The organism is Algiphilus sp., from assembly GCF_965216485.1.
Lineage (GTDB): Bacteria > Pseudomonadota > Gammaproteobacteria > Nevskiales > Nevskiaceae > Algiphilus.
The window spans coordinates 2321545-2337905 of the sequence record NZ_OZ244162.1; the positions used below are offsets into that span (position 1 = coordinate 2321545).

At 61.6% G+C, this 16361-nt stretch carries 19 protein-coding genes; 2 read left to right on the forward strand and 17 right to left on the reverse strand.

All coding sequences use genetic code 11. The features are described from left to right. Positions 1–8: 8 nt before the first annotated feature. The 12 genes from ACOOFO_RS10780 to ACOOFO_RS10835 all read right to left on the reverse strand — a co-directional run bounded on the left by ACOOFO_RS10780 (position 9) and on the right by ACOOFO_RS10835 (position 7152). Complete coding sequence (locus ACOOFO_RS10780; RefSeq protein WP_420426775.1) at positions 9–359, reverse strand: hypothetical protein; 351 nt, start codon at positions 357–359, stop codon at positions 9–11. Then, positions 335–730 (reverse strand): ZIP family metal transporter, encoded by a 396-nt coding sequence (locus tag ACOOFO_RS10785; protein WP_420426776.1) that lies wholly within the window; start codon positions 728–730, stop codon positions 335–337. Before ACOOFO_RS10785 ends, ACOOFO_RS10780 begins: the two co-directional genes overlap by 25 nt. A gap of 170 nt (positions 731–900) precedes the next feature. After that, positions 901–1296: a hypothetical protein gene (locus ACOOFO_RS10790; protein ID WP_420426777.1), complete on the reverse strand. Its 396-nt coding sequence runs from the start codon at positions 1294–1296 to the stop codon at positions 901–903. Continuing rightward, positions 1271–2158, reverse strand: coding sequence for an alpha/beta fold hydrolase (locus ACOOFO_RS10795; RefSeq protein WP_420426778.1), 888 nt, complete (start codon positions 2156–2158; stop codon positions 1271–1273). The genes ACOOFO_RS10790 and ACOOFO_RS10795 overlap by 26 nt, the downstream gene beginning before the upstream one ends. Positions 2159–2273: 115 nt before the next feature. Continuing rightward, positions 2274–2753 (reverse strand): acyl-CoA thioesterase, encoded by a 480-nt coding sequence (locus ACOOFO_RS10800; RefSeq protein ID WP_420426779.1) that lies wholly within the window; start codon positions 2751–2753, stop codon positions 2274–2276. 91 nt (positions 2754–2844) lie between these two features. Beyond that, complete coding sequence (locus tag ACOOFO_RS10805; RefSeq protein ID WP_420426780.1) at positions 2845–3303, reverse strand: hypothetical protein; 459 nt, start codon at positions 3301–3303, stop codon at positions 2845–2847. Between the two features lie 53 nt (positions 3304–3356). Beyond that, on the reverse strand, positions 3357–3740 hold the full coding sequence (locus tag ACOOFO_RS10810) for a nuclear transport factor 2 family protein (RefSeq protein WP_420426781.1): 384 nt from the start codon (positions 3738–3740) through the stop codon (positions 3357–3359). Between the two features lie 24 nt (positions 3741–3764). Beyond that, positions 3765–4223 (reverse strand): YaiI/YqxD family protein, encoded by a 459-nt coding sequence (locus ACOOFO_RS10815; RefSeq protein ID WP_420426782.1) that lies wholly within the window; start codon positions 4221–4223, stop codon positions 3765–3767. A gap of 35 nt (positions 4224–4258) precedes the next feature. Further along, a complete protein-coding gene (locus ACOOFO_RS10820) occupies positions 4259–5224 on the reverse strand; it encodes a zinc-binding metallopeptidase family protein (RefSeq protein ID WP_420426783.1) in 966 nt (321 codons plus the stop codon). Between the two features lie 87 nt (positions 5225–5311). Continuing rightward, on the reverse strand, positions 5312–5809 hold the full coding sequence (locus ACOOFO_RS10825; RefSeq protein WP_420426784.1) for an anthrone oxygenase family protein: 498 nt from the start codon (positions 5807–5809) through the stop codon (positions 5312–5314). Between the two features lie 82 nt (positions 5810–5891). Next, positions 5892–6365 (reverse strand): hypothetical protein, encoded by a 474-nt coding sequence (locus ACOOFO_RS10830; protein ID WP_420426785.1) that lies wholly within the window; start codon positions 6363–6365, stop codon positions 5892–5894. A gap of 139 nt (positions 6366–6504) precedes the next feature. Beyond that, on the reverse strand, positions 6505–7152 hold the full coding sequence (locus ACOOFO_RS10835; RefSeq protein ID WP_420426786.1) for a hypothetical protein: 648 nt from the start codon (positions 7150–7152) through the stop codon (positions 6505–6507). Positions 7153–7444: 292 nt separating this feature from the next. On the opposite strand from ACOOFO_RS10835, the gene ACOOFO_RS10840 reads away from it, so the two are divergent. Beyond that, on the forward strand, positions 7445–8287 hold the full coding sequence (locus ACOOFO_RS10840) for a prenyltransferase (protein ID WP_420429742.1): 843 nt from the start codon (positions 7445–7447) through the stop codon (positions 8285–8287). Positions 8288–8324: 37 nt separating this feature from the next. Here ACOOFO_RS10840 and ACOOFO_RS10845 read toward each other — a convergent pair whose 3' ends face one another. After that, entirely contained in the window at positions 8325–8786 is a 462-nt protein-coding gene (locus ACOOFO_RS10845) for a limonene-1,2-epoxide hydrolase family protein (protein WP_420426787.1), read from the reverse strand. 263 nt (positions 8787–9049) lie between these two features. Here ACOOFO_RS10845 and ACOOFO_RS10850 point away from each other — a divergent pair, with 263 nt between their 5' ends. After that, on the forward strand, positions 9050–10924 hold the full coding sequence (locus ACOOFO_RS10850; protein ID WP_420426788.1) for a CocE/NonD family hydrolase: 1875 nt from the start codon (positions 9050–9052) through the stop codon (positions 10922–10924). Between the two features lie 95 nt (positions 10925–11019). On the opposite strand, the gene ACOOFO_RS10855 is transcribed toward ACOOFO_RS10850, so the two are convergent. The 4 genes from ACOOFO_RS10855 to ACOOFO_RS10870 all read right to left on the reverse strand — a co-directional run bounded on the left by ACOOFO_RS10855 (position 11020) and on the right by ACOOFO_RS10870 (position 16096). After that, entirely contained in the window at positions 11020–12102 is a 1083-nt protein-coding gene (locus tag ACOOFO_RS10855; protein WP_420426789.1) for a calcium/sodium antiporter, read from the reverse strand. 53 nt (positions 12103–12155) lie between these two features. Beyond that, positions 12156–12662: a TIGR00645 family protein gene (locus ACOOFO_RS10860; RefSeq protein ID WP_420426790.1), complete on the reverse strand. Its 507-nt coding sequence runs from the start codon at positions 12660–12662 to the stop codon at positions 12156–12158. Positions 12663–12939: 277 nt separating this feature from the next. Beyond that, positions 12940–13569 (reverse strand): hypothetical protein, encoded by a 630-nt coding sequence (locus ACOOFO_RS10865; RefSeq protein ID WP_420426791.1) that lies wholly within the window; start codon positions 13567–13569, stop codon positions 12940–12942. A 187-nt stretch (positions 13570–13756) separates the two neighbouring features. Next, positions 13757–16096 carry a beta-glucosidase gene (locus ACOOFO_RS10870; protein ID WP_420426792.1) on the reverse strand — a complete coding sequence of 780 codons (2340 nt, stop codon included), beginning with the start codon at positions 16094–16096 and terminating at the stop codon, positions 13757–13759. Positions 16097–16361 lie beyond the last annotated feature (265 nt).

Consider the following 16361-nt stretch of genomic DNA (forward strand, 5'->3'; position numbering starts at 1 on the left):
CGCCGAAATTAACCCTGACCGAGCAGCAGATCCCCGCCGAGCGCCAGGCAGAAGCCGAAGACGGCGCCCAGCGGGGGCGCCCAATGCTTGTCCAGTCGCGACTGCGGCGCGATGTCCTGAAACAGCAGATAGAGGATGCCACCTGCGGCGAAGAGCATGATCGCGCCCATCACCACCGGCTGTTCCGCCAGAAAGACAAAGCCCAGCAGTCCGGCCAAGGGCCCCACGGGGACGAGCCACACCATGGTGCGCAGGATGGTCTTGGGCGCCCGCCCACCATGGGCGGCAAGTTCGCGATAGCTGTTGAAGCCCTCGGGCAGATTCTGCAACCCGATCAACAGTGCCAGCAGGGGCGCCATGGTCGATCCGGTAGCCACCAAGCCCCCAGTGCGATGGCTTCCGGCACATAGTCCAGAATCATCCCGGTCAGCTGCGGCGCCTCGCGGCGGCGCAGACCGAGCGCCCGCTCCAGCCCAAAGAAGACCAGGCCACCGGCCATGACGACCGACAAGGCCCACGGCGTCCCCGCCATATGCGCCACCCCTTCGGGCACCAGCACCATGGCAACGGCGCCTAGCAGAATGCCGCCGCCGAAGGCGATGACAAAATGCCGGAACTCGCGCTCCAGCCAATGCGGGCGTACACGCTCCATCCGCGCCGCCATTGCGCCCAATAGAATGCAGGCGCCAGCGCCTGCACTGAGCCCGACAATCGCGAATAGCTCATGCATGCGCGCGCCTCCCCTGGATCGCAGGTGCCGACCTTCGGCCTGCCGCCCGCCCGATGCGGTCACGGGTGAGGCAGATCCCTTGCGGCAACCGGCTCAGGCAACCCGAGGGTGGTAATGGCGATGCCGACAATGCCTTTACCTCGCGGTGTGCTGTGGGCAGCGCCGCGGCCCTAGCTCGCCCCCGGCACCGCAGCCGCCTCGCGGACCAGATCCGGCATCCAGCGTCGCTCGAGCCAGCCGAGACCGGCGACATAGACCGCCTCAAGGCCCAGATGCAGCACGCCAAAGGAGGTCAACCCTTCCCAGAGCGCGGCAATGTAGACCAGGCATAAGACACCCCAGGCCATATTGGCGCGCCACAACAGGCCTAAGCGCCAGCGCGAGCGACGAGCACTGAGCACCAGCGTCCCCGAATAGCAGCCATAGGCCACGTTGACGATCCCCATGAACACCACAAAGGCGAGGGGCATGCCGTAGAAGGACACCAGCCATGGCGCGAAGATCAGTACCAGAACACCAACCAGCAGCCCGCCCAAGGCGTCAAAGATCAGAATGCGCGGCTTCATCGTTTCTCCCATCCAAACCCATTGCGGCCGTATCGGCCAGGAAACGCGTGATCTCGCCGAGCAGCGCACCCGGCGCTTCTTCGATCACCAGATGCCCCGCATCCGCGATCGTGCGCAAGCGGGCATTGCCCAGCGCGGCCGTCAGTCGCCGGCCCTGCTCGACCGGTATCCAGGTATCCGCCTCCCCCCAGAGCACCAGACTCGGCTCGTCGATGCGACCGTACTGCGGCTCGACAGCCTCGGTATAGGCGGCATCCGCCTGTGCCATCTGCCGGTAGAAGGCCGCCTGCCCCTCGGGCTGACACCACGGCTGTACGGTGGCATGCAGCACCGCCTCCGCGAGCGGGTGGTGCGCCGCGCCCATGATGTAGCGACGGCAGAGCGCCTCGTGCATGGCCGGCGGCAGCCCAGCAAAGGCGGCCTCGTGCGCGGCCACATGACGGAAGAAGTCGGAACCCCAGGGCGACATTGCCACCGCATCGATCAGAATCAGCCGCGAAAAACGATGCCCGTCCAGCAAGCGCGTCCGCAGCGCCGTCGCACCCCCGAAATCGTGGCCGATGACAATGGGCTCGTGCAGCCCCCAGTGCTGCAACAGCGCGGACAGGACCCGGTTCTGGATGCCCAACGACACATCACCCGGCCGCTGGTCGGACTGGCCATAGCCCAGCAGATCGAAATAGAACACCTTGAACTGCCCGGCCAAGCCCTGAATCAGGTGCCGCAGGTTGAAGGACGACCAGGGCGTACCGTGCACCATCACGACGGGCGGCCCCGCGCCCTGGACGTCGTAACGAACCCGGCGGCCATCGACCTCAATCGACTGGCGCAGTTGCCAATCGGATGCGGAGTACGGAGGCATCCCCTGCTTCCTCGGCGTGGCATCACCGCCACACCGGCATTCTAGACGGCTGCTGCTACCACGTCCGCCGCAGGCCGGCGCTGTGCATGCCTCGCCCAGGCAGCGCCTGGCGGCGTCACTCCATCCATTCCGCAGGCAATGGCGGCGATACCGCCTCGGACCCCAGAATCTCGGCAAATACATCGGCAGGCGCAACCAGACCCTCGGCACCCGCAAAGGCGTATTGCAGCTGCCCGCTCGCCACCACCCGCGCATTGCGCAGGAACTCCTGCGCCATGAAGAAGCGCTTCTGGTTCCAGCCGATGATCTGCGTGCGCAGGCTGAAACGCTCGAAGGGCATGAGCGAGCGCTTGTAGCGCATGGCGCAATGCGCCACTGGTACGCCCAGTCGCCGACGTCGCGCCGTCCGCATGATGCCGCTGCGGACCAGGAGTTCGTTGCGCGCCCGGTTCATCAACTGCAGGTAGCGCACGTTGTCCATGTGCATGCCCAGATTGAGATCGCTCGGCCAGACCAGGGACTGGTGCACCAGGGGCGCGTCCAGGGGATGACCGGGCTGTGCGATGGAGCGCAGTGCAGAGCTGAAGAAGCGCATATCAATCTTCCGTGAGAAGCAGAGCAGCGGCGAGTTCCCTCACCAACGGCCGCGGATCATACCGGAGCCAGGAGAGCCGCTGACCCGCTGCCTAGGCCCCCGCTGCCTCCCGGCGCAGCCATTGCACCCAACGGCGCTGGCGGTGCCGGTAGAAGAGCTGCGCGAACAACCAGATGAAAGGAGTCAGCACGCCTGCGCGAATCTCGATCTCATCGACGTAGTGCACGCGCCCCGGCGCCACGTCTTCGAAGTGAATGCGATGGTTCCAGACGCGCGCCAACTGGCCGCTTTCCTCACTCTGAATCGTGTGCGTGGCAGGGTCGATGCGCACCAGCCGGATGGTATGCCGACCCAGTGGCAGCACGTGCAGGAAGTACAGGCGCAATTCGTAGGGCACGCCTTCTTCCCATCGCGCGGGAAGCGTTCCCCCCTCCGCGGGCACAAAGACCAGGAGCGGCGCAGCCACAAATACCAGTGAACGCGGCTGCATGATCTGCTCCCAGAACACCTCCGCCGAGCAATCAAAATGACGATCAATACGCGCCAACATCGCAATCCTGCCTCCTGACGGAATCCACGAATCGAAGCGCCATGTCGATGGCACTAACTGATATCGACGATGCGGATCAGTCGTCCATCCTCGAAGGTGAATTCGGAGCGCCCCTCGAGGCGGAGTTCCTGCCCGGCCTTCATGCCATTCGGCAGGTCACAGGCCAGCACCCCTTCAAAGGCAACCTGGATCGCGGCCTCTTTGCTCGTTTCCGAGAACGCCAGCAGCGTCTGGCGGCGCGCAGCGAATATCGTCTTGGCCTGTTCCGCCATCTGCCGCAATGACGCCGCCCCATCAGCCTGGGCAGTGACTTCACCGGCGGTGATGTTCTGGAAGACCACGTCGTCGTGCACCGTGGCCATCATTGCCTCGACATCGAAGCGGTTATAGGCATCGAGGTAACGCAGAATCAGTGCGCGCTTGGAATCAGCATCCATGGTGTCACTCACAAAAAAAAGGCTTTATACCGGCTTCTTGTGACGCTTTTGAAGCCATCGATCGAGCGCATTGCCGAACGCCTGCTTGTCGCGCGCGTTGAGGGCGGCCGGCCCGTCGCTCTGAATGCCACTGCTGCGCATGGTCTCCATGAAATCGCGGATGTTCAAACGCGGCTTGATGTTGTCCTTGGTCAACAACTCGCCGCGCGGGCTGAGCGCCAGAGCCCCTTTGCTGATGACCTCATCTGCCAGCGGGATATCGCTGGTGATGACGAGATCCCCTGGCGCACAACGACGCACGATCTCGTTATCCGCCACATCAAAGCCCTTGGCGACCTGCACACTGGTCACATAGCGCGATCGCGGCGTCCGGATCGGCTGATTGGCGACCAGCGTCACCGGTGTCTCCGTCCGTTCCGCCGCGCGAAAGAGGATGTCCTTGATGACGCCTGGACACGCATCAGCATCCACCCAGATGGACATGGCTTAGCTTCTCCTCTGATGCAGCTGTGCGCGCTTCAGGATGGTGACTGAGCACCGCTCAGCCATTGGTGCGCGAAATGCAGTTTACGGCGCGCGCGCTCGGAAAGGATGAAGGGATAGAGGTCCGACAATCCCATTGCCCGGTTGACATGGTTCATCCCCACCGTCAGGCCCGCCGCCGTATGGATCAGGCGTTCCGCGTCCGCTTCCGCGTAGGGATCCCAGTTCGCGCTCGGCAATTGCGGCGCCCACAAGCCACTGGCGACAAAGCTGTCGGCAATATCCGTCAGGTGCAGCAGATGGGCAACCGTCTCCGCCCAATCCTCGTGCGGATGGGAGGCGGCATAGCTGGTGAGATAGGCCTGTTCCCATTGCGGTGGCGGGCCGTTGTCGTAATAGGCCTGCAGAGCCTCGCCATAGTCGCGCCGCTCGTCACCGAACTCGGCACGAAAGGCGTCCAGAAAATCCGTACGCACGCTCAAACGCCACCAGAGCACGTGCGACATCTCATGCCGCATATGCCCGAGCATGGTGCGATAGGGCTCGAACAGAGCTTCCCGGCGCATGGTCAGGAGAATCGGATCTCCTTCCGCGACGCTGATGGTGACGACCCCCTGGGAATGCCCCATGGTGATCGGAAGCGCCCCCTCGGCTAGCATGTGAAAGGCCGGTGACGGGCCAGGATCGCTGGCGCTGAACCACCCCCAACGCGCCAGATTGTCCAGAGCCCATCGCTTGGCAGCTTCCGCCTTTGCCCAATGCGGAATCGCGTCCTGGATCGATGGGTCGGGCGCGAGGTGCGTCATGGCACAGGAGCGGCACAACGCATTCGGACCGGCCGCCGTCCAGTTGCAGCCCAGCAACGCGCGGTTCACACAGAAGGGCTGCGAAGCCGTGAAGGCCATGGCGTCGGGGTTGTAGGCCACGGCCAATCCCCTACTGGTGACCAGATTGTCAAACCAGAGCGCATCGCTTCCTTCGGGATTCCCAAAAACGCGCAATCGTGACGCTCCTGGAGGTCCTGCCTCCGCTTGACCCTAGGTGGTGCAGCAACCCAATCGCGACGCAGGCAGCGCAGCGGCCAAGCATCAGGGCATACCGTGCAGTGTAAGGAGCAGCAGCACAGTTGCCAGGCAGGCTGCGAGCGTACGACGCCGATTCCAACGATTCCAGCGCGCCTCGAAGACCACGCGTGCGCGATGCACTTGCTCGTCGTCCAGATCATCGACCACGCAGGCCTGCAAGGTATTGTTCAACGGAATGTTGATGATGGCGGTGGGCAGTTGTACGCCAAGCAGATAGACACCGGTAGCGCCTATGAGCCATATCTGTGGTAGGCCCTCGAGGAGCACAAGGCCGGACACCGTCACCCCAAGCAACACCAGGGCAGAGCCCACCCAGATCAGCAAGAACAATGGCTGTCCGCGCTGGATCACGCCATCCATCTCTTGAAAGGCACGAACAAATCCGCGATCCGTCAAGCGCGCAATGCCGGGCATGACGACGGAGGCAAAGGCCCACAGAAAACCAGCAACCAGGCTCACCAGCAGCGCAGCCACCATAACCCCCAAGAGCAGAGCATTCATAACGATTCGAGCCTCATGCCCCGGAGTCGCGTGGGTCCATCATATGGCCGTCGTTCCTAGCGCCGACCTTGATTGCAATGGCTTACTGCAGCGCCTCGCCACGGGGACAGTCAAAGGCGCCTTCGGCGGATACGGTGACCCCGTCGTTGTCCTTGGTGATAAAAGAAAAATTGCCAACAACCCGGTCATCGAAACGAGTGAACTCCACCTGCCCTTCCGTTTCAATGGAGTACATGTCGCCGTCGCTCGTCACTGAACCGCCGAGTGTTGCCGCACTGCCTCGATAGGCATACTGCACGGGATAACTGCCCGGCTCGGCGCTTCCGAACTTCGGCGAAAAGAAGAGGTTTGCAGAAGGTCCGTAGGCATTCTCCGGTCTTAATTGCAGTGTCCAGTTCTTGCCATACTTGCTGAAGTAAAGGCTGCATTTCGCCTGCTCGTAGCGACCGTCCACCGCACCTTCAAGAACATAGTGGTTCTTACCCGTCGGCTCCGCCAACAAGGGTGTACTCACCACACAAGAAAGCATCACAAAGACTACCACTAAAATATTCATCACGCCCTCCTTATTGCCAACCATAGATATCCAGCATGATATTGCCCGGTACGCAATTATTTTCTAGCGCACATAGTCAATATGGAAACAAAATTACCCTAACGCGATAAATAATCGCCATAACGATCGAGCCAGCTGATCAAGAACTGCGCCTCAATATAGAGACACGATCAAAGCCCAGTGCGCCGCAACCACTGCTACTCACCAAGACCACTTCGTTTTGGGAAACGGAGATCACCCGGGGAACAATCCTATTTTCCACATCACCGATTTCCTGTGTCGGATTAATGTAGGAAAAAAGAACCACTCCAGGTGCTAAAACCTCCCACACCTGATTATCCTCCCTGTGATCGCAAATACCGTTCCTGGGACCTTCGCCCGCCCCCATTCCAATGGCGGCGAAAGATCCACGAATTAGATCGAAGGCCCCTCCAGATGAAATGAGCACTTCTCCAGTATCGAGGTGAACATCATTTGGGCTCAAACCGCGATTTTCTATTTGCCAACGTCCGATTATCACTTCCTCAAACGGGAGCACAAGATCCTTAAAGGCAGCTTGAACGGTACCCTCCAAGTTCACCTTGCCAGAAACCTTTTCCAATATCACATTTCTTGCTAGCACCTTCAGATCTGGATCAGTGGAGTCTTGCGCTTTGCTGTCAGAAATGCAGCCAGAAAGCACCCATCCCGAAACAAGAATACCGATTAAGCTGAAAACTCTCATCCCCCACCCCTTGTATTGCAATAAATGAATAGCGCTGAAGCATATTCCGAATTGTTTCAGCATAAAGGAATATACCCGCACTTACCGGGAATGTCACACCGATCATTCTGCTGCCTGACGCGACGGCCCCCGCATGTTGCGCACTTGCTTCGTTTTCAGGCATACGCTAGGCGGAGGTTGCCGACCCCCGTACCAGTATGCTCAACGCATAGCTACCGCTAGTTCCAGACGGTCGACCTCTCGCAAGCAAACAATGAATGAACGGCCTTTCAGACGCTTAACACCAAGAAGCCAGTTTTGGCGGTGGGCTCTACATACCGGCTCCGTTCTATGGCGCAGCCTGCGCCCCACTTTCCTGCTGCTGACGCCGGTATGCGTCGCTCTCGGTCTGGCAGCGGGCCCCGACTTTCCCGACGCAGCTGTGGCAGCACTCATCCTGCTGGGCGGGCTCGCCGCCCATGCCGCCGTCAATACCCTCAACGAGTATCAGGACTTTCGCAGTGGCCTGGACCAGCGCACCATCCGCACGCCTTTTAGTGGAGGCAGCGGCGCCCTGCCCGCACATCCCGAAGCCGCCCCTGCCGTTGCGATACTTGCAATGGTCCTGCTTGGGCTGACCACGGGCATCGGCGCTCTGTTGCTGGCCCATGCAGGCTGGCTGCTGCTTCTACCCGGCGTGTTGGGCTTCGCGTTGATTGTGGCCTACACCCGCTGGCTCAACCGCTCGCCGCTGTTGTGCCTTCTGGCCCCTGGCATTGGATTCGGCCCCGTCATGGTGGTGGGCAGCAGTATTGCGGCCACTGGGAACGCCAGTCTCACCGCTTGGTGTGCGAGTCTGCTCCCGCTCTTTCTCGGGAGCGGGCTCCTGCTCCTGAATCAGTTGCCAGACATCGAGGCGGATCGCGCATCGGGAAGAAGGCACCTGGCCATCCACTATGGTGCCGCGGCCTCTGCCCACGTCTACGCGGCACTGATGTTCGCCGCTCTCGGCTCGCTGTTGGTCGGGGTTGGCGGCGGCCTATTGCCCATGCACAGCCTTGTTGCACTGCTGCCCTTTCCACTCGCCTGGCCGGCCTGGCAGGCCGCGCGCCAACACGGGCAGCGCATCGGTCAGGCACGGCCGGGTGCACTGGGGGCCAACGTGGCTCTCACCCTGCTGGCGCCCGCACTGCTTGCGATCAGCTTGTGCTTGGGATGAATCCGTCCGGGCTAGCTGTGTTGCGCCCGCGGGTGTCTTAGCGCGGGCGGGTACTCCGGTGCAAGCGCTGCCAGGGCAGCACGGCCCCGATGATGCCGCGCACTACTCCGCGGCTGAGTGCCATCCAGTCGAAGTAGTCCCGCCATACAACAATCTGCCCATCGCGGACCTGAAAGGTTCCGCATACCCAGAAGCGCGCATGCACAGGCCCCAGCTTCACCACATCCGTACGCTCAGTCAGCACGGTATCGCCATTCACAGCAATGTGGTGCGTCTCCACCTCGAATCCACCGCCCCGACGCAGAGCAAGCTCCAGCATGCGTGCCACCCGCTCCCCGCCCCTGAGGGTGGGCAAAGACACATTCGTGTATGCGAGATCAGGTGCCAGCAAGGCCCTGACTGCCGAGAAGTCGCAGTCCTGCAGAGCTTGCAAAAACGCGGTCACTGTTTCTTCCGGGGTGGCCTCGATGTAAGGGCGGCTTGTCTGATCCAGCGCCATGGATGATCTCCGCAATAAGTGAACTACCGACTATACCCGCGTACCTTGCTTCGGCAGTGAACGCCCTCGGCTTCCGACATCCCTGGTATTACGTGGCTGCCAATGGCGGGTCTACCCTGGCGCATCGTCCGCAGTAGTAACTGCCCAAAGATCCGACGCTGCCGTAGCATGTTTCCATCATGATGCATTCAGGCCCAAGCGGCCCGGGCCGGCGTCACCCCGATCCGCGAGTGGATCATGGAAGCACCCTAGAGAGGGAGCCGATGCACCGATCGACCTCACCCACCACACCACTACTGCGTGCCGGCCTGCTGCTGATCGCGCTCTGTACCGCCGGCTGCGGCACCAGCGACCCGGCCCCGAATGCGGAACCGGAGGCTGACAGCGCGCAGGAGGCCTTGGACGAACGTGTCCTGACCGAGACCGGCTACATTGCCGTCTCCGACGGCACGCGCCTGCGCTATCACATGCAACGCCTGGAGGGTGCCCCACCCGGTCCGGTGGTCATGCAGTACGACGGCTACGACGCCGGCACCGGCGGCTATTTCAGCGACATCCCCGAAGTCAAAGCCGCGTTGATGCGGAAGGGCTACAGCATCCTCGGCGTCTCGGTGCGCGGTACGGGCTGTTCCAGCGGGGGCTTCGATCTGTTCGACCCGCAACGAGCGATCGACGGCGCCGAGGCTGTGGAATGGGCCGCAGTGCAGCCTTGGTCCGACGGCAACATCGGGATGATCGGCTACTCCTATCCGGGGATCATGCAGCTCTTCGTTGCCGGTCAAAAACCACCCCATCTGAAGGCCATCGCGCCGGCTAACGTCATCTTCGACCTCTACCGCGATGTAGGCGCCCCTGGCGGCATTCTCAATGGAGCCTTCACGGCGCTCTTCACGGTTCAGCAGCAGGCACCCGGCGCCCTAGGCCTTCCCGATGCCATCGCTCAGGCGGACCCAGAATGCATCACCAACTACCTGGCCAACCGGCTGGCCTATCAGTCCTTCATTGTGGACGGCATACAAAGCCCGCATATCGATGGCACCTTCGGCTGGATGGAGCGCAGCCCGGCCGCTACTGCCGCGCAGATTGACGTGCCAGTCCTCACCATCAATTTCTGGCAAGACGAACAGACCGGGTCGCGTATCGGGGGCCTGCTGGAACCGGGTGGCCTGCTTAATGTGTTGGGGCTGGAGCAAAGCTGGACGGTCATGAGCAATGGCAACCACGACCTCACCTGGGGGCATCCCCTATATGCAGAGATGCTGGTGTCGTTCTACGAGCACTATCTGCGCGGCGTGGACAACGGCTGGCCGACCACGCCACGCGTTCAAATTCTGCACGAGTTGGATGCCAGCACGCTCCAGCCCAATTGGATCACGACATTCGACGAGTTCCCCGAACCCAGGCCCACCGCCCTCTATCTCCACGCAAATGGCCACCTGGCGAATGACGCGCCCAGCACGCTGGAGGCCAGCGACTCCTATATCTACCCGCTTCCCTCGACAGCCACCAATCCGCTACCCGACAGCGTCGATATCCTGGATCAGCTCTGGCGTCTGCCGGCGCCCGATCAGGGGCGTGTGGTTTTCACCACGCCCGTATTGCAGGAAGATTTGCAGCTACTTGGCTCAGCCAGCCTCGACTTGTGGCTAGCATCCACGGCCCAGGATACGGACATCCAGGCGACACTGACCGAGGTACGCCCCGATGGGCAGGAGGTGTATGTGGCCCGCGGCTGGCTGCGCGCCTCCAAACGGGCGCTGGACGCAAGCCGATCCACGCCGACACGTCCCTTCCAACAGCACACCGAGGACAGTGTGGCGATGCTGACGCCAGGAGAACCAAGCTTCATGCGGCTCGAAATCTTCCCCTTTGCCCACCGCTTCCGCGCCGGAAGCGCCCTGCGCCTGATCATCGACGGCCCTGTTGCGACCACCGGGGACTGGGGCGCCTTCCTCAACCCGACGCCATCCATCAATCGCGTGCTTCACGACCTCGCCCACCCCAGCCGGCTGGTGATCGGTGTGATGGACGACGATGAGCCCCGCCCTGAAGCCCGAGCCTGTGGCGCATTGGCCAACCAGCCCTGCCGCAGTTCCATAGCACACGTCCCGAGCGGCAGCATCGCGATCGGAAATTGAAAGGCCCATCCCTGGCGGTGCACTGCCTCTGCGCGCCGGATACCGGCGGGTGTAGGTCCTAAGGAGGCGCAGGCGACGCGACTGCCTTGCAGCCCTCAGGACTGGGTGGAATTCCTGCGTAGACGAAGATGCTGCATCACCACCCACGCAAGCGTGAGGACGGTCAGGGGAATCACGACGTACAGCATCACCCCTGCGAAGCTCTGCAGCGCAGCGTGCTGAGAGGCCGCAAGCACGAGATAGGCCGTATAGGCGACGTAATAGCCAAGGAGAAGCGCGCCCTCTTTGCGGGTAATCACCCCACCGGTCAGAAAGATGGGTAGGCAGATCAGGGCGACGCCGATCATGACGGGGAGATCAAAGCTCAGGATGGAACTGGACACCGAAAGCCCGGTTGGCGCAACGATACTGGCCAGCCCCAGCACGCCCATCAGATTGAAGATATTGCTGCCGACCACATTGCCAACGGCGATATCGCGCTCTCCACGCACGGCCGCAATCACCGAGGTCACCACTTCCGGCATCGAAGTACCCGCAGCAACGATCGTGAGACCGATGACCAGCTCACTGACGCCAAGATACTGCGCGAAGACGATTGCGCTCTGCACCAGCCATCGTGAGCCAAACACCAGCAACACCAGTCCGGCAGCGATCAGAACAAGGTCCTTGCCAAGCCGAGAACCGAGCGGACCGATGGGCTTTGCTGGAGAGTCAGCTGGATCAGCAGAGACGTCCTGCCTATTGTTCTGACGAATCAAGAAAGCCACGTAAAGCAGGAGCCCCAGCACCAGGATCGCGCCGTCGATCCGCCCCAATCGCCCATCTCCTGCAAGCCAGAGCGTGAAGATGGAGAGCGCAATCATCAGTGGCACGTCCAGCCGGATCAGTTGCTGGGACACCATCAAAGGAACAATGAGTGCCGCCAGGCCCAGGATGAAAAGGACATTGAAGATGTTGCTTCCGACCACGTTACCCACGGCAATACTCGCCTGGTCAGACAGGGCCGCCTTGACACTGACCGCCAGCTCCGGCGAGCTCGTACCGAAAGCGACAACCGTCAGGCCGATGATCAAAGGCGAAATGCCGATCATTACCGCCAACCTCGACGCGCCTCGCACCAGCATTTCTGCGCCGACGATCAGAAAACCGAGACCTATCAGAAATTGGAATAAAGCCATTGCGGTCACCCCCAATCAATTCGCTTTGGTTGGTCCCTAGAGGCGAAAGCGCATCAATGCTTTCCGCCCTCGGCGAGACGGTCCATCAGCGCAAAGAGCAACCCGGAGACCACGAAGGCGAGATGGATGCCGGTTTTCCAGGCCAACTCGGCCTGGGTATAGGCCGCCATGTTCATGTAGGCCTTGAGCAACTCAATACCCGAAATCGCCACGATGGAGCCGAAGAGCTTGATCTTGAGGCCGGAGAAGGTGACCTTGCCCATCCACTCCGGCCGTTCCTGGCCTTCGTCGAGCGTGAACTTGGAGACGAAGCTCTCGTAACCGCTGAAAATGACGATCAGCAACAGACTGGCGATGAGTGAAATATCCACCAGCGTCAGGATGGACAGGATGATCTCCTTGTCGCTGTCCTGAAGCACGCCAGGGAGCAGATGGAAGAACTCCTGCACAAACTTCACCAGCAGCACAGCCACCGCAAGAATCAAACCGATATAGAACGGCGCCAACAACCAGCGACTGGAAAACAGCACCGCTTCGAGCCTTTCTTCCCAACTCTTCATACCTGCTCACCTCTTTTCACGCTATCGAAAAAGGGAGCGGGCGCCCCCAAAATGGCGGCGAGCGTAGTAGGTCGTGACCAAGGGTGCAATCGGCTAGCGTCAGAGACCATCGGTAGTCCGAGCCTTCTCGCGAGGTCCGAAGGGCTCAGGTCGGAATTGCCGCCTCAAAGAATGAATCGCTCGACGGAAGCGGCACTGCACTTCAGGATGAACCAAGCCGAGCTGGGGCCGCCTAACCTTCCCATGCGCGGTCACAGGCGAGTACCTATGGCTATCGCTAGAACCCAATGCGCACGCCGAGCATGCCGTGGCCCAGAGTGTACTCAGCGACATCATCCTCAACCGCGTAACTTTGCCCGGAAAGCAGAATGGCTACTTGCTCATTGACTCGGTAGCCAAGGGCGAACTCGAAGCTACCGCCATCGACTTCGTCAAACTGAACCAGGCCCAGTTCCACTTCCCAAAGAAATGCTGTCTCGCCGTTATCACCAAGGCCTACGCTGACCACTAGCCCATTGTCATCAGAAGCGACGCTCCCGCCACTGCCACTCAGTTCGAGTTCGACATCACCGAACTCAAGGGCCCCGTAGTAGCGCAGGTTCTCGTTCACACCACCAAGACCCAAGCCGACGCGGAAGAAAGTACCTTCCAACTCCACGCCATCCAGATCCTGGCCATTGATCTCCACTTCATCAGGCTCTGCTGTGAGGTAGTTCGCGCGAATAAAAAGACGCTCATTCACATGAAATTGTCCTTTCAGGTTGAAGCCGACACCGCCTTCAGCCTCCAATTCATCGGCGCCTTCCTCGACTTCATATGCACCACTCACCAGCCGGAAATCGAGCGTGTTTTGGCTCGCCGCCGTGGAAGATACAACCGCCAGCCCCATTCCGAAAAGCCACTTCATTCGCATCATTCACCCCCAAACCGTTAGTAGAAGACCCTTATGCACTACACCGATCTTGCTACCCTCTGAAGACCCGCGACCAGCGCCAAGCTTACGGTGATTGCACGAACAAGGATTAGTGATCGATAACCGCCCCGAGCCAGCGCGCAACGCGACGAATCACGGAACGCGGAAACATCAACCCAGACTAGGAACAGCTGCCTCCATTCACCGCTTGCTCGGCCTGCAAGGGCAGATCGCGGGATGAGTGGCCCAGCAGGATGTGGTAGCAGCCAGGGGCTACGACCCAGTCGCTCTGTCCCGTGTCCCAGTAGCTCAGATCCCGATGGCTCAGATCGAACTGCAGTACGCGCGTCTCGCCGGGCTGCAGCCAATATTTGCCAAAGCCCTTCAGCGCTGCGGGCGGTTGTGCCACCGCTTCACTGGGCTCCGGGAGCCCGACATAAAGCTGCGGCACGGCCCAACCCGCGCGCGCCCCCGTATTCGTCACTCTGGCCTGCACCTGCAGCGTGCCGTCGGCCTGCGTGGTGACGCGCAAGGCCTCGAAGGCAAAGGTGGTGTACGACAGCCCGTGGCCGAAGGGATAGGCCGGTGCGATCTGGTTCTCGTCGTGCCAGCGATAGCCGATGAACACCCCTTCGGAATGCTGGGCCTGATTCGCCAGTCCCGGATAGCGCGCGGGGTCACCAGCGACCGGCGTGTCTGTTTCGTTGATGGGGAAGGACACCGGCAGACGCCCACCGGGGTCCGTATCACCAAAGAGAATGGCGGCAAGTCCGGGGGCCACTTCCTGACCCGCAAACCAGATCTCCAGAATCGCATCGACCTCGTCCCGCCAGGGCGTCAGGACCGGCCCGCCCGTCTGCAATACGACCACCGTTTGGGCATTGGCATCTGCCACCGCACGGATCAGCGCGTCCTGATTGCGATGGGACACCGGCAGCGGCTGGCCACCTAACAGAATGGGCGCGAAGGCTTGCTCCAGGGTCTCCGCAATCGGCGACTGACTGAGAATCGGGTCCAGCGCCAGATTCAAGACATCCGACCCCGTCGGCAGGGTGTTCAGCAGCAGCGAATCGGGCAGGTCGGCAAGCGTGCAGTCCAGTGCCAGGCAGAACTTATCCACACCCTCTGTGGCCAGCGCATTGGCGAATACGATGGCCACATCCGCTTGAGCAGCGGCCTCGGCTGCCGCCTGCAGATCGCGGCCTTCCGTGTAGGTCACTTCCACCCCATCACCGGCGCGTTCCTGGATCCCCTCCAGCGGTGTCTTGAAGCGGAAGGGGGTCACGAAGGAAGAGCCACCACCGGTGGGACGCTCGGTGGCCGACAGGCCGATAACGGCAATGCGCTTGACCTCGTCGCGCAACGGCAGGACGCCCTCGTTGCGCAGCAGCACCGAACCCTGTTCCACCGTACGTCGCGCGACCTCGGCATGGGCCTGCTGGTCGATGCGGCTTTCGTCGCGCTCATAGGCGGCGCGATCAAAGAAGCCGAAGCGGAAGAGGGTGCGGAAGATCGCTTTCAGGTGGTCGTCGAGCGTGGCCTCCTCTACCTGGCCACTTTGCACCGCCAGCTGTAACAGGGGTTGCTGGTAGAAGAGCGCAAACGGCATTTCGATCACCGCCCCGGTGTTGGCGGTCTGCACCGTGTCCTTCTGCGCAAAGTAATAGTCGGTCACCAGAAAACCGTCAAAGCCCCACTCCTCGTAGAGTTGCTGCAAGAGGAAAGGACTGGAGCAGGCCGGTACCCCGTTGAGCAGGTTGTAGGCGCACATCATGGAGGCCACGTCGGCTTCCTTGACCGCAAACTCATAAGGCGGCAGATAGATTTCGCGCAGGGTGCGCTCGTCGATCACGACATTGACCAGACTTCTGCCCCCCACCGCTGCCACCAGTGGTGGAATACCGCCGATGCCTTCCTGCGTATTCATCAGATAGTGCTTGACGTTGGCCAGCACGCCTTCGGACTGCAGCCCTTTGGTCCACTCCACGGTAAAGCGGGTGGCCAGCAGCGGGTCCTCGCCGAAGGTTTCGAAGGTGCGACCGGCGAGCGGATTGCGCACCAGATCGGCCACCGGCGCATGCACCAGGTCGTTGCCCTTGAGGCGGGTCTCGTTGCCCACCACCGCACCGGTTTCGTGCGCCAGCGCCGGATCGAAGGTCGCCGCCAGCGCCAGCGGAATCGGCAAAGCCGTCGCGGGCCCTCCACGCACACCCACCGGTCCGTCATTCATGCGGATGGGGGGGATATCCAGCTCCGGGATGCCGTTGACGATGCCGCAGTAGGGCTCGCAGCTGGCTGCCGACGCCGGGTCATCGCCGGCGAGATAATCAATCTTCTGCGCCAGCGACATCGCCGCCACCAACAACTCGGCGCGCGCCGCGGCACTCTTACCGGTATCGCACCACGCGTGATCGCCGCAACGGCTCGCGCCAGCGCCGGCGCCGGCGCCCTGCCCAGCGGCCGCCCTATCGTCCGGGCTGTCATTGCTTCCGCAGGCCGCAAGGCCGAGCACAAAAAGCACCCACCCCAGTCTCCTCGCCATATCCGCACTCTGTTTGCTTTGTAGTAGTAACGAGCATCACACAGGCGCGGTTGCACGGCCCTCCTGCATTTAGAGGAGCCCCGGTCGAAGCCGCAGCAGGGTGCGGAGGACTCCATCGCAGGCTTGCCACGCCGCCTCCCGCACCGGTCATGAGCAGCATTTGCCCACTGCTGTTAGCTTCGGTCGACCACCATCGCGACGCGGTGATCCTCAGTTCGGCCGATCAGGAACCGGCACACAGCTT